At 50.1% G+C, this 12,327-nt stretch carries 13 protein-coding genes; 5 read left to right on the forward strand and 8 right to left on the reverse strand.

Annotated features, from left to right (window positions below; genetic code table 11):
• Together QJT81_05935 and QJT81_05940 are read right to left on the reverse strand one after the other, a co-directional pair.
• Positions 1 to 1,209: an RNA-guided endonuclease TnpB family protein gene (locus QJT81_05935; protein WGZ95526.1), complete on the reverse strand. Its 1,209-nt coding sequence runs from the start codon at positions 1,207 to 1,209 to the stop codon at positions 1 to 3.
• A 123-nt stretch (positions 1,210 to 1,332) separates the two neighbouring features.
• Positions 1,333 to 2,199 carry a hypothetical protein gene (locus QJT81_05940; GenBank protein WGZ95527.1) on the reverse strand — a complete coding sequence of 289 codons (867 nt, stop codon included), beginning with the start codon at positions 2,197 to 2,199 and terminating at the stop codon, positions 1,333 to 1,335.
• 387 nt (positions 2,200 to 2,586) lie between these two features.
• Here QJT81_05940 and QJT81_05945 point away from each other — a divergent pair, with 387 nt between their 5' ends.
• Entirely contained in the window at positions 2,587 to 3,216 is a 630-nt protein-coding gene (locus QJT81_05945; protein WGZ95528.1) for a response regulator transcription factor, read from the forward strand.
• Positions 3,213 to 4,994 carry a histidine kinase gene (locus QJT81_05950; GenBank protein ID WGZ95529.1) on the forward strand — a complete coding sequence of 594 codons (1,782 nt, stop codon included), beginning with the start codon at positions 3,213 to 3,215 and terminating at the stop codon, positions 4,992 to 4,994. The genes QJT81_05945 and QJT81_05950 overlap by 4 nt, the downstream gene beginning before the upstream one ends.
• A gap of 3 nt (positions 4,995 to 4,997) precedes the next feature.
• On the opposite strand, the gene fur is transcribed toward QJT81_05950, so the two are convergent.
• Complete coding sequence (fur, locus tag QJT81_05955; GenBank protein ID WGZ95530.1) at positions 4,998 to 5,414, reverse strand: ferric iron uptake transcriptional regulator; 417 nt, start codon at positions 5,412 to 5,414, stop codon at positions 4,998 to 5,000.
• A 67-nt stretch (positions 5,415 to 5,481) separates the two neighbouring features.
• Between fur and QJT81_05960 the strand changes: the two genes are divergently transcribed.
• A complete protein-coding gene (locus tag QJT81_05960) occupies positions 5,482 to 5,811 on the forward strand; it encodes an outer membrane protein assembly factor BamE (GenBank protein WGZ95531.1) in 330 nt (109 codons plus the stop codon).
• A 9-nt stretch (positions 5,812 to 5,820) separates the two neighbouring features.
• On the opposite strand, the gene QJT81_05965 is transcribed toward QJT81_05960, so the two are convergent.
• From QJT81_05965 to QJT81_05985, 5 genes are read right to left on the reverse strand one after another with little or no spacing between them, the layout of a single operon-like run.
• Positions 5,821 to 6,069, reverse strand: coding sequence for a hypothetical protein (locus QJT81_05965; GenBank protein ID WGZ95532.1), 249 nt, complete (start codon positions 6,067 to 6,069; stop codon positions 5,821 to 5,823).
• Entirely contained in the window at positions 6,069 to 6,380 is a 312-nt protein-coding gene (locus QJT81_05970; GenBank protein ID WGZ95533.1) for an RnfH family protein, read from the reverse strand. The genes QJT81_05965 and QJT81_05970 overlap by 1 nt, the downstream gene beginning before the upstream one ends.
• Positions 6,367 to 6,804, reverse strand: a complete 438-nt coding sequence (locus QJT81_05975; GenBank protein WGZ95534.1) for a type II toxin-antitoxin system RatA family toxin — start codon at positions 6,802 to 6,804, stop codon at positions 6,367 to 6,369. The genes QJT81_05970 and QJT81_05975 overlap by 14 nt, the downstream gene beginning before the upstream one ends.
• Before the next feature lie 8 nt (positions 6,805 to 6,812).
• Positions 6,813 to 7,679, reverse strand: coding sequence for a hypothetical protein (locus QJT81_05980; protein WGZ95535.1), 867 nt, complete (start codon positions 7,677 to 7,679; stop codon positions 6,813 to 6,815).
• Positions 7,669 to 9,270 (reverse strand): AAA family ATPase, encoded by a 1,602-nt coding sequence (locus QJT81_05985; GenBank protein ID WGZ95536.1) that lies wholly within the window; start codon positions 9,268 to 9,270, stop codon positions 7,669 to 7,671. Before QJT81_05985 ends, QJT81_05980 begins: the two co-directional genes overlap by 11 nt.
• 50 nt (positions 9,271 to 9,320) lie before the next feature.
• Here QJT81_05985 and mrcB point away from each other — a divergent pair, with 50 nt between their 5' ends.
• Entirely contained in the window at positions 9,321 to 11,741 is a 2,421-nt protein-coding gene (gene mrcB / locus QJT81_05990) for a penicillin-binding protein 1B (GenBank protein WGZ95537.1), read from the forward strand.
• 8 nt (positions 11,742 to 11,749) lie between these two features.
• Complete coding sequence (locus QJT81_05995; GenBank protein ID WGZ95538.1) at positions 11,750 to 12,304, forward strand: tetratricopeptide repeat protein; 555 nt, start codon at positions 11,750 to 11,752, stop codon at positions 12,302 to 12,304.
• Positions 12,305 to 12,327: the final 23 nt, after the last annotated feature.

Raw genomic sequence — 12,327 nt, forward strand, 5'->3', positions numbered from 1 at the left:
CTAACTAAAAGTAGTCATGGTGTTGAATTCCTGCTTCACGGGGGCTGGTTTCGTCTTCGGCTTGCGCCCAAGACCAGAGCCTTCCCCTCCACAGGCAGACACCGTGTAACTCACGGCGTATTCTTCTAAATTCTTGGCGGCATTTACGTCACGGTCATGGACTGCACCGCAAACGGGGCAAGTCCATTCACGTACCGACAGTGGCAGCTTCTCCACTTTATGCCCACAGCCAGAAGCAGAACAGGTTTTGCTGGAGGCAAAAAACCGATCAGCCACCACGACCACCGCACCGCGCATTCCCGCCTTGTATTCCAGTTGCCGCCGGAACTCGAAAAACCCCATATCACTGATGGCACGGGATAAATGACGGTTTTTCACCATGCCCGACACGTTCAAATCTTCAATGCCGATGGTGTGAAAACGGCGGGTTAAATCCGTAGTGAGTTGGTGCAAACTGTCTTGGCGAATGTTGGCAATACGTGCGTGAAGTGTTGCCAGTTTTTGTTTTGCCTTGTGGCGGTTGGCACTGCTTTTGACCTTGCGGGACAGGCTGCGCGAGAGCCGTTTTAGGCGGGAAAGCAAGGCTTTATGCGGCTTCGCCCCAACCACTTTTTCCCCCGTTGATAGGGTTGCCAGTGCAGATACGCCCAAATCCACCCCTACCGTGCCTTGGTTTTTGGCAGGCGGGAGGTGGTTTGAGGTGGTGTCCACGGTGATGCTGGCGAACCACTGATCAGCGGTGCGGGAAATCGTGGCAGAGAGAATTTTACCGGAAAAGCGTAACGTTTCCCGCATCCGTACTAACCCAAGGTTGGGAATGCGGATGCGGCAACCGTCAAGGCTGAACTGGTCGTTAGTGAGGGTGAAACTGTCGCGGCTTTTACCTTTCTTTTTGAATTGCGGGTACTTGGCTCGTCCCGCAAAGAAGTTTTTGAAGGCTACGCCGAGTTGGATAATTGCCATTTGCGGGGCGTTTTTGGTGACTTCCAGCATCCAGGGGAATTGTTCGCGTTTGATGGCGTTCAATTGGCGGCGCAAGCCCATTTGGTTGGGTTTTGGCTGGGTGTTATCGTCTTTCCATGCGGCGTATTGGGTTTGCCATTCTGCCAACGCCCAGTTGTAGGCGAACCGTGCTGTGCCTGCGGCTTTCGCCAAGTACGTCGCTTGCTTATGGTTGGGGTCAAGGCGGATTTTGTGGCTGATGATCATGGCAAACAGAATGCAGCACGGTGTGATAGTTGTCTAGTCATCCGTGCTTTTGCTGCTATCGTTTACGGATAAACGGCACTACGCTTTTATAAACCTAACCAAAATGATAAAGTTTGAATAGATTTATATAGATTTTATGGTAACTGTTTCAAACCCCACATCGGGTTGTGGCACATGATCAAACACCACCCCTTCATGAGGATGGTCGGGCATCACATCAATCGGGCCTAAAGTGGGGTGGCACAATACCGGATGCGGGCGTTTGCGGATATGCAAAGGGGAAGAGGAGAAGGATAACCACGCCTTCCATTGAATAGGTTGTGGTACTGCATCGCTTTGACGGTCGAATTCAATGGTTTCTGTACCTGCCATTTCTGCGGCATTGGCAGGGCGATTGGTATCAATCCGCAACGCTGTACCAATCGGTGGTACGCCCTGCGCATTTGTCCAGGCTCGCATAGTGCCGACACGCGGAATGCGGTGACACATGGAAGCCCCTAAGTAATCATGGTCGCCAGTGGCAAATACTCCGCCTTTACGGTTATTCATCCAGGTGGTCAGCACGGCTAATTCGGCGTTGCTGGCAGGTAACGCGCCCGGTGCGGTGATATTTGCATCAGAACCGCCGAAATTGTCCGGTTTGAAGCCAAAGCACCACACCTCATCATACGCATCAATCACCCGCCCACCGGCAGGCAGCGTGCTGTCAAAGCGAAACCCCAGGTATTTAGCCGCCGTGCCAACGGGACTGGCAACGACGCTAAAGGGTACATTGGAACGTACCCCAACATCGACCTGGAAGTGCATACAACCAACGGATGTGTCACGCAGCAAACGGATCACGCGCTCAATCCCGAAGGCATTTGCCCCCGGTGACAGGCTGATTTCGTTATCCACAACGATTAAAATATTTACCCGGCTACGCAGGTATTTCAGCAAATAATCAGACAATGCCGGGCGGGCAATGTCTATCACATGATGTAAGTCCATTCGGAAAGCCCTCGCATTAGTGGTGAGAAAGGTGCAGGTTGACCTGCCCTTGCATTATCGGTTGCTTTAGCGAGGTAAAAAATGACGCAAACACGGGATTTTTCAGGCGGCTTATCCCTAGGTTAAGGGAGGTGTTTGCTACGGCTGTCCCATAAAAAAACCGCCACACAGTTACCCATGTGGCGGTCAAGGTGCAGATTGTTGTATTCCCCAATACACGCTGTTCGTATGGATAACAATAGCATTCGTTTGGTGGAGAGCGAATCCCCCATCCTAGTGAAATGCGCGTCGAGAAAAATACCTAGTATGCGTGATAACCAACCGGGCTGCTGAATGCTTAAACTCAGCTAGACTTAAATGATCAGCCACTACCCAAGCCGCATTACTATGAGCAAGCCCATTAGCATCATTGTTGTGGAAGACGATCCGTTAGTCCTCAACCGTTTCATGACCATGTTTACGACTGACCCTGCGTTTCGTCTGATTGCGGCGTGTAGCAATGCCACCAGCGCCCGCAGTGTCATTCACAGTGAACAGGCTGATGTGTTACTCACCGATCTTGGGTTGCCGGACGGTAATGGCTTGGATTTGATTCGTTTAAGCAGCCAGTTATACCCGGATACCCACGTTATGGTGATCAGCGTATTTGGTGATGAAAAACACGTTATTACCGCGATTGAAGCCGGTGCAACGGGTTATATCCTCAAAGATGATGATTCGATGGAAGTGGTGCAAGCTATCCAGCAAATGTGCGCAGGCGGTGCGCCCATCAGCCCGGCGGTTGCCAGCCACCTGCTCAAGCGTCTTCGTCCCGAAGCGGATGAGGTCAAACTGACAAAATCGGAAATAGACATTCTCCGTTTCATTGCCAAAGGTTATACCGCACAGGAAGCCGCCGACCTCAAACACATTTCCTACCACACCGTCACGTCGCATATTAAAAGTATCTACCGCAAGTTACACATTACTACCCGTGCTGAAGCGGTTCACGAAGCAGTGAAAAGGCATTTGCTGTGAATAGCGTGGTGCGGTTACGGATTTTCTGGTGGTTGCCGCTTTACCTGTTGCTGTTGTATTGGCTCAGCCTGCAATTGGATCATCTGACGTTTGCACCTGATCCACGTTGGCAAGCCGCTGTTCGTGTGGATGAGCAGGGAGTAGCGCGTACCCATGGAACTATCCGTATTCCGGATACTATTCTCAGGCTTGATGAGCCGATGTTACTGATCCTCAATGTGAGTCAGAATCTGGTGGTGCGTTACCCGGATGGTGATATTGTCGGTACAGGCGGCAGCATGGAAACCCCCATTGCCCGCAATAAACACCGCCCACTCTTGTTCCGTCTGCACCAGCGAGCCATGCTTCCCGGTGATAATTTGCACTTTGAACTGGCAGCACCACGCGGCGCTGCTAGGGTCGCTAATGCCTACATCGGCCCCGCCGCCGCCTTAGAAACCGCTTGGCAATACAATAACCTGATGCGTCAGGGGGTCGTCAAAACGGTCGCTATTGTGTTGCTGATTACCGCCTTGTTGATTAGTAGCATCTGGCTGTTTTATCCGCATCGGAAGGAATACCTGTGGTATGCGCTTGGCTCGGCGCTGTGGGCAATACACAGTACCAATCACCTCATTCGTGACATTCCGGTCAGTGATCGCTTATGGGCAGCCTTGATTCCTTTCACCATTGGCTTGAGCATTCTGTCGATCATGACCATGATCTATTACTACATGCCGTTGGGGGCAAAAGGGGAACGTCCGTATAGCAGCTCACTGCGTTACTTATGGGCAGCATCATTGTTACTGGCGTTGCCGTTGTTTTTATTGCCTTATGAATCTGGCGCACAAGCACGCTACCATAGCGTTTGGTACGGTCTATTGGTCATCTTGTTCGCTTTGGTGTTGGCGTATGTGGTGCAATTGTATTGGGAGCAGCAAACTACCAAGCGTTTGTTGTTTGTGCTTTGCGGCTTTGCGATGTTGGTCTTTGGTATTCATGATATTTGGGTGTTTGATAATGCAGAACTGACACGTCCGTACTTGCTGCATATTGCGGCTTTGTTCACACTGCTGAGCCAGTATTTTTTGTTGGTGCGGCGTTTTGTGCTGAGTTTGCGTGAAACCCAGTATTACGCTCACCATCTGGAGGAGTTGGTGGATGAACGTGAGCAAGCCTTAGCGGCCAATTACCAGAAAATGCGGATGCTGGAGCAGGAAAAAGCGGTGGTGGACGAGCGCGAGCGTATTATGCGTGACATCCATGACGGTTTTGGTGGGCATCTGGTTTCCACCTTGGCGATGTTAGAACAGCCCAATGCGGCATTACCTGCGGTTAAGGAAAACATTCAGGATGCGCTTAACGATTTGCGCTTGGTCATTGATTCACTGGATTTCGATTCACAAGACATTACCACGGCATTAGGAATGTTCCGCAGTCGCAATCGGCGCAAGATCAAGCAGGCAGGGTTTGAATTGCACTGGGTGATAGATGACATTGACACCCCAACGGGGTTCGGTGCGGAAAAAACCTTGCAATTGTTGCGTATTGTGCAAGAGGCGATTACCAACAGCATCAAACACAGCGGCGGGGATCGGATCACGGTGAGTACCGGGATGGAAGCTGACGGCAGTAGTTTCGTGCAAATTGCTGACAATGGTCGCGGTATTGCCGACACTGACCAACCCGGTAAAGGGTTGGCGAGTATGCGTAAACGCGCAGAGCGTATTGGTGCACAGATTGTTATCAGTCCTAATCTGACAGTTTCTGGGACCCGCGTTCGTATTAGCCTGAGGTAGGCGCTATGCCTGATTCTCCTCTTCTGAAAATTCACCGTAAATAATCAAGGAATGGTCTTTGATGCGGAAGTTATGCAGCTTGGCGATTTCACGTTGGCGTTGTTCGATAATTTCATCATAGAACTCGACGACTTTGCCGGTTTTCATGCAGACCATATGATCGTGATGTTCTTCTGTGGCGAGTTCAAATACGGCTTGCCCGCCTTCAAAATGGTGGCGATTAACTAAGCCAGCCGCCTCAAACTGGGTCAGTACCCGATAAACGGTAGCCAGCCCGATTTCTTCGCCATTACCCAGCAACGACTTATAAATGTCTTCAGCACTGAGGTGATGTTCGTGTGCACTGCTCAATAGATCAAGAATTTTCACTCTCGGTTGAGTAATCTTTAATCCAGCACGTTTAATATCCTTTTCTTCCACCCTGCACTCTCCATCGTGAATAGTCTATTATGATGCCCATGTTTACTTTGGACAATGCAAGACTAACATGATAAAGCCTATCATTTCACTTACCCTTAGCAGCGTTTTGTTGTTAGGCGGCTGTAGTTCGTACAAAATGGAAATTCAGCAGGGTAATTATATTACCCGTGAGGAGCTGGCGCTGGTGCAGCCGGGTATGAGTGCTGCGCAAGTACAGGATACACTGGGGACGCCATTACTGGTGGATGATTTCCATAAAGACCGTTGGGACTATGTGTTTTACCTAAAATCACCCGATGGAACTGTACAGCGTAGTAGCTTAACAGTGTTTTTCCAAAATGGTGTGGTGCGTGACATTCGTAATGAGGTGGTACCTGTTCAGGTAAAACCTAAATAAACGCTGGTGTTATAGCCACTGCCGCAAGTAAAAAATGTATTGTCCTTCAGAAGATTTAGAGGGACCTTGCACCATGGCGGCAAAACGTTTGTCATCATGACGGGCTGCGTCAACGGCTTCCTGCGCGGTTGCATACAATGTAATGCAACTGGCCGGAAATCGGTTGCGGCTGGCTTTGAATTTGGGCATGTAAACCGTGGCGTAGGCCGTTTGTGAAACGCCTTCACCCGATGGATCAGGGGGAACCATGCCGTGCATTAGCTTTCACCTTTTTTCATGGTTTTGCCCTCGGCGGCACGCTGTTTGCGCACTGCTTTGGGGTCAGCAATCAAGGGGCGGTAAATTTCGATGCGATCACGTTCGCGTAAGGGGGTATCCAATTTGGCGAGTTTGCCGAAAATACCCGCTTCCAGTGTTTCAAGATTGAGCTCTGGGTAATGCTGCAAAATACCGGAGGCTTGAATACCCTCACGGATACTGCTGCCTTCTGGCACTTGTGCTTTCATGAGTAATTGCTCATGAGGCAGGGGGTAAACCACTTCAATATGAAGAGTATTAAGCGTTTCCATAAACTTTCTTCGCTCTTTCGACAAAAGAATCGACCAATGTGTTGGCGACTTGGTTGAATATCGGGCCAACGACAAGGCTAATAATCTTGTTGGAAAACTCAAAGTCGAGATCCAGTGAAACTTTACACGCGCCTGCTTTCAACTCATCAAAACGCCAGAAACCGTGTAAGTGTTGAAAAGGTCCGTCAACCAGACGCATTTCAATGGTTTTGTTTTTTTGCAGGCGATTGAGGGTGGTGAACTGCTTGTTCACTGCTCCCTTGGCAATTTCAATACTGGCTTTTACTTGATCGGCATCGCGTTGGTGTTCAACCGCTGTCCTGCACCATGGCAGGAACTGCGGGTAAAGCTTAATGCCATCAACCAGTTGGTACATTTGCGCCGCGCTATACGGTACTAATGCACTACGACTAATGTGTGCCATGTGTAGACTTATTGTGCTGTGGTTGCCGGAGCTGGTGCAGGGGCAGTTGTCGGTGTTGGTGCAGCCGCTGCTGGTGGCGGTGGAGCATCAGCAGGTTCAAAGATGCTGAAACCAGTGGGGACGCTGAAATCAGCATCTACCAGTGCTTCTTTGGATAAATTGCTAAGTTCACTACGCGGCCCTTCGGGAAGTGCCTGAATCCGTAAAGCTAGACCTTCACGGTGTAGGCTGGCAGAACCTTCGGAGGGTGGGGTCATGCCTTGTGCTTTAGCAGATTCAACCGCAATGCCATCCATGTATTCAAACATGGTGACGAGCATTTTGTGATCGGCAGGATCCATGCTGCCAGCGCCTGCAATACAGACATCACGTACTGGTTTATCATCCATTTTGACAGTAGAAATAGTGCATTCCATGCCCTGAATGGTTTCTTTGCGCTCGGTTTTTTCTAACTTAATCGCAGGAGCAGGGGCTTTCATGGCTGCTTCGCTTTGCTGGATGCGTTCTTCTAAGGCTTTGCGCTGATCTTCTGGCATAGAAGCCATTTGCTTTTTCATTTCTTCTTTGAACTGATTTTGCATTTCGACCACTTTGGTCATGCGTTCGCGGATTTTGTCGGGCGTGGTTTCAATGAATTGTTTGGTTTTGGTGTTGACGGTGTACAGGGTTTTTTTGCTGTCGTCATACAAAGAATAAATGTCGTTGCCCACTTCCCCCATACGGACTTTATCGCCGTGAATCTGGATGACCGTTTGGCGTTCTTGGGGGGCAAACCCTGTATCGGTATAGGTTAATTTGGTATCGGCGTGAGCGGTGCCGATGAGGCTAATGAAAAGGGCTGTCATCAGGCAAACTGACAAAGGATTAAGGTGCATTTTCAACTCCATGTTTTTCTGAGCAATCAAGCAGCGCTTGAATCCTCGCTAACGGTAAACTTTCATTGAAACGAACTGTTACATAAGGTTCATTATCCTGCAATGGTTTGTAATGAGTTAATTGCTGCTGCAACACAGCAATATCGGCATCGGAGGCATCATTGCCTGCTTGTTGGCGGCGCGTAATGTTTGCTGCCAGTTGGGCGGGTGTGCCACTAAAATGCAGAATCAGAAACGCCACGTGTTGTTGTGCGGCTAATGTCCGAAAGCGCTGACGTTGCTCGATAGACAGAAAAGTGGCATCAATGACCACTGAGTAGCCGCTTTGCAGGGCAAGCGTTGCCAGTTCCGCTAGGTGTTCATAGGTGCGGATGCTCATGTCATCGCTGTAAAGATCTTGGTTCAACCCTGCGCTAGAATTCTCGGTGGCTTGCATGGCAGCGAGGCGTTTGCGCTCCACATCCGAACGTAATTGGATGTAGCCCAGTTGTTCCACCAAGGGACGGCAGCCCCACGATTTGCCAGAACCGCTTAAGCCATGTGTAATCAACAACGCGGGATGACTTGCTTGAGTATAGGATGCAGCCAAATTCAGGTAGTTAACACAATGGTGTAAGCAATCGGCACGTGCAGCGGCATCTTCAACTTGAGTGAGGCGCAACGCATGGACTTTGGCACGTACCATGGCGCGATAGACTTTGTAAAAACGCAGAATGGATAAAGCTGCATAATCCCCGGTTTCCGTCAGCCAGATATTAAGCAAACGGTTTGCCCATGCGGGCTTACCCTTGTCTTCTAAATCCATCAACAAGAATGCGCAGTCACTGGCGGTATCGATCCAGCGTAACGCCTCGCTAAATTCAATACCGTCGAAAAAAGTGATTTCACCGTCAATCAGGGCTATATTCCCCAGATGTAAATCACCGTGACAGGCGCGGATATGGCCTTTTTGTTGACGCTGGGATAAGTGAGCATGGCAACGGGAATATTCCTGTTGTGTCCAATCTTCCAGTAGACTCAGGCGCCTTAGAAGTGCGGTGTCAGATAATTGCTGACGCAACAGCGTGAAGTTTTGTTGCATGGGTGTGAGAATATTAGCGGGTTTCCCCCACGGACTTTCTGTTGGTGCAACCTCTGCTTGCTGATGAAATTGGGCGAGTCGGGTGGCGATGTTGTCCACTTGTTCTACAGCCAACAAACCAGCGGATAGCAAGCGATCCAGTTGTTGAGTGGGATCAAACTGCCGCATTTTGACAGCATATTCGACCACAGTGCTACCGGCATTCAGTGTTGCTGGATCCAGTTGGAAAGTATTACCTATCTGTACAATGGGGACAACTTCTAGGTAAAGTTGTGGTGCAAGACGGCGGTTAAGGCGTATTTCTTCTTCACAAAAATGTTGCCTGGCTGCCAGTTGCGTAAAGTCTAGAAAACCGAAGTTGACTGGCTTTTTTATCTTGTAAGCGAACTCGCCGGTCAGGAAAATGGTCGATATGTGGGTGTGAATTACTTGTATATTGTGTGTTGTATGGGGGTAGAATGCGGGGTTACGCATCGCCGCCCACAGAGTGTCGGATGTAGGTGAGGACATGCCTTGTCTCTATATATGACCCGAAAATATAAGCATAGCAGGAAAATAGTTTGAGTCAGGAAGTAAAACAGGAATCGGCATTGCGGCGTTTCTTCAGTGGGTTATGGTTTGCTATGACACTGTTTGGGCGGGTGTTTCGTATCCTGCTATTGGTCGCCTTGGTACTCGGTTTGTTATTGGGGATTGTCTACGCCTTGGAGCTGGACGAAAAAGTTCGAGAGCAGTTTGAAGGACGGCGTTGGGAGTTACCGGCGCGGGTGTTTGCGCGGCCTTTAGATCTTTATGAGGGGCAGCAATTATTTGCCGATCACTTAGAGCAAGAATTGAAGCTACTTAATTACCGTTCCGTTGATAAACCTGTTGAAACCGGGCAATACCAGCGGCAAGGCAGCAAGTTTGTGATCAATACCCGTGGTTTCCAGTTTGCGGATGACAAGGAGCCTGCGCGTAGCATCAATGTGAGTGTTGCTGACGGCAAGATTTCAACGCTCGCTTATGCTGATGGTAAAAACCCGCTGGATCTTATGCGCTTGGAGCCGGTATTGATCGGCAATTTCTACCCGCGTCAAAATGAAGACCGGGTATTGGTGCGCCAACAAGATGTTCCGCCGCTGTTGCTGAGTGGTTTGGTGGCTGTTGAAGACAAAAAGTTTTACGAGCATCAAGGTGTTAATCCGATGGCGATTGCCCGTGCCTTGGTTGCTAACCTCAAGGCAGGCCATACCGTGCAGGGGGGCAGTACCCTGACACAGCAGTTGGTAAAAAACTTTTATCTGACCAACGAACGTAGCTGGCATCGCAAGCTCAAGGAGGCCACCATGGCTTTCCTGCTGGAAATGCGCTACACCAAGCAAGATATTATGGAAGCCTACCTGAACGAAATTCATTTGGGGCAAGATGGCGACCGTGCGATTCACGGTTTCGGTTTGGCAGCACAGTTTTACTTCAATCGCCCGGTTTGGGAATTGAAACCTGACCAAATTGCCTTGTTGATTGGTTTGGCGAAGGGAGCGGGCTACTACGACCCCCGTTTGCACCCTGATCGGGCATTGGCGCGGCGTAATCTGGTATTGCAGGTCATGCTTAATGAAAAAGTGTTGACCCCTGCTGTGTATCAGGAAGCTCTGGCTCAACCGTTGGGTGTCAATGAGAAAAAACCTTCTGGCAATAGCCCATTCCCGGCTTATTTGGATTTGGTGCGTCAACAGTTGCAGCGTGATTACAAGGAAGAGGATGTCCGTAGCCAAGGCTTGATGATTTTTACTGCAATGGAGCCTATTGTGCAGTTAACGGCTGAAACTATCTTGCAAAATCGGGTGCAGCGTTTGGAACGTGCTGAGCGTATTCCGAAGGGTAAACTCAATGGGGCGCTGATCATTAGCAGTGTCCAGGGCGGTGAAGTGATGGCCTTGGTGGGCAGCAGGGATGTCCGTTATGCGGGGTATAATCGTGCTTTAACGGCACAACGTCAGATTGGTTCCTTGGTCAAGCCCGCCATTTACTTAGCAGCATTGCAGAACGCCAAAAAATACAACCTTGCGACACGTATCAGCGATGGGCCTGTGACGGTGAAACTGGGTTCCAAGAAATTCTGGCAACCGCAAAACTACGACCGTTCCAACATGGGAGCCGTCACCTTGCTGAAAGCCATTACACTGTCACGTAATACCCCGGCAGTACGGGTTGGCGTGGGAGTTGGGTTGGATACTATTGTGCAAACGCTGCATGATTTGGGGATTGCGAAGGAAATACCGGCTTATCCTTCCATTTTGCTCGGAGCATTGGAAATGGCACCGATTGATGTGCAGCAAATGTACCAAACCTTGGCGTCGGGTGGTTCCTATTCCCCACTGAAAGCGATTCGCAGTGTGATGAATCCGCGTGGTCAGGTGCTAACCCGTTACCCGTTGACTGTCAAGCAAGTCGCCAGCCCGGAAGCCGCCGATTTATTGGCTTATGCCTTACACCGTGTGACCGTTGAAGGAACAGCGAAAGAACTGGCTTCGACGTTGCCTGCTTGGAAAAAAGTGGCAGGTAAAACGGGCACAACCAACGACAAAAAAGATAGCTGGTTTGCAGGCTTTTCGGGTCAGCATGTCGTTACCGTATGGGTGGGACGTGACGATAACAAGCCTACTAATATGACTGGCGGTACAGGGGCGTTGAAAGTCTGGTCAGACTTATTCAAAGTTTTGCCGACTAAGCCGCTGCAAGTCGCCAGTTCCTCACGTCTGGTCTGGGTTGATGTTGATCAGGCTACCGGATTACGGTTTAATCCCGCGTGCGGTAAGTCGGTGCGAACCCCCTTTATCAAAGGGACACAGCCCCAAGAAACCAATTATTGTGCACCGCCGCGACCTGTGGAGCCGGTTGTGCCTAGTACGCCAGCGTCGCCTGCTGCTGCGCCAGTGCCTGCACCACCTACAGGACGGCCTGACCCCTCCGGTTGGATCGATAATTTGATGCGATGAGAGTAAATATGACCCTGAACCCCCGTTGTTCCGTAGCATTCACGGCTTTGTTAGCCATGCTGTTGTCTGCTTGTTCACCTAACCCGACTGTGCTGCAAGATCGCGTTTATGGTAGCCGCTCAGTGGTGATTCCGCCTAAGGTGGTGAAGCAGGCTCCTGTTAACGTTCCTGTACCCGCTAAACCTAAGCCTTCTGCATCACCGGTGATTACGCAATCTGCACCGGTGAGCAAACCCGTGATAAGCCATCCACCAACGCCGCCAGCGCCTGTCGTTAAGCCTGAGGATACAAGTGCTGCTGCACCTGAGGTTGTGGAGGTATTAACCCCTAAGGTTTACCCGTCTTCACCTGCGGTCAAAGCCTTGATGAGAACGGCTGATTCTGAGATGGCTAAGGGTAATCTCGACAAAGCAGCGGATACCCTTGAGCGAGCCTTGCGCATTGAAGCTGACAATCCAGATTTATGGATGAAATTGGCAACAATCAATGAACGCCAAGGCAACCATGATCAAGCCGTCAATATGCTCAGTAAAGCAAAAGCCTACCAGGAGCAGCTCAATTAGTTCGTCAGACACGCTGTCAACGG

Origin of the sequence: Candidatus Thiothrix putei, from assembly GCA_029972225.1 — a bacterium.
Taxonomy (GTDB): domain Bacteria; phylum Pseudomonadota; class Gammaproteobacteria; order Thiotrichales; family Thiotrichaceae; genus Thiothrix; species Thiothrix putei.

What these genes read in the sequence shown, in the direction of transcription:
- QJT81_05935 (WGZ95526.1), bottom strand. Translation starts at nt 1,209, where the DNA reads ATGATCATCAGCCACAAAATCCGCCTTGACCCCAACCATAAGCAAGCG.
- QJT81_05940 (WGZ95527.1), bottom strand. Translation starts at nt 2,199, where the DNA reads ATGGACTTACATCATGTGATAGACATTGCCCGCCCGGCATTGTCTGAT.
- QJT81_05945 (WGZ95528.1), top strand. Translation starts at nt 2,587, where the DNA reads ATGAGCAAGCCCATTAGCATCATTGTTGTGGAAGACGATCCGTTAGTC.
- QJT81_05960 (WGZ95531.1), top strand. Translation starts at nt 5,482, where the DNA reads ATGATAAAGCCTATCATTTCACTTACCCTTAGCAGCGTTTTGTTGTTA.
- QJT81_05965 (WGZ95532.1), bottom strand. Translation starts at nt 6,069, where the DNA reads ATGCACGGCATGGTTCCCCCTGATCCATCGGGTGAAGGCGTTTCACAA.
- QJT81_05970 (WGZ95533.1), bottom strand. Translation starts at nt 6,380, where the DNA reads ATGGAAACGCTTAATACTCTTCATATTGAAGTGGTTTACCCCCTGCCT.
- QJT81_05975 (WGZ95534.1), bottom strand. Translation starts at nt 6,804, where the DNA reads ATGGCACACATTAGTCGTAGTGCATTAGTACCGTATAGCGCGGCGCAA.
- QJT81_05980 (WGZ95535.1), bottom strand. Translation starts at nt 7,679, where the DNA reads ATGCACCTTAATCCTTTGTCAGTTTGCCTGATGACAGCCCTTTTCATT.
- QJT81_05985 (WGZ95536.1), bottom strand. Translation starts at nt 9,270, where the DNA reads ATGTCCTCACCTACATCCGACACTCTGTGGGCGGCGATGCGTAACCCC.
- QJT81_05995 (WGZ95538.1), top strand. Translation starts at nt 11,750, where the DNA reads ATGACCCTGAACCCCCGTTGTTCCGTAGCATTCACGGCTTTGTTAGCC.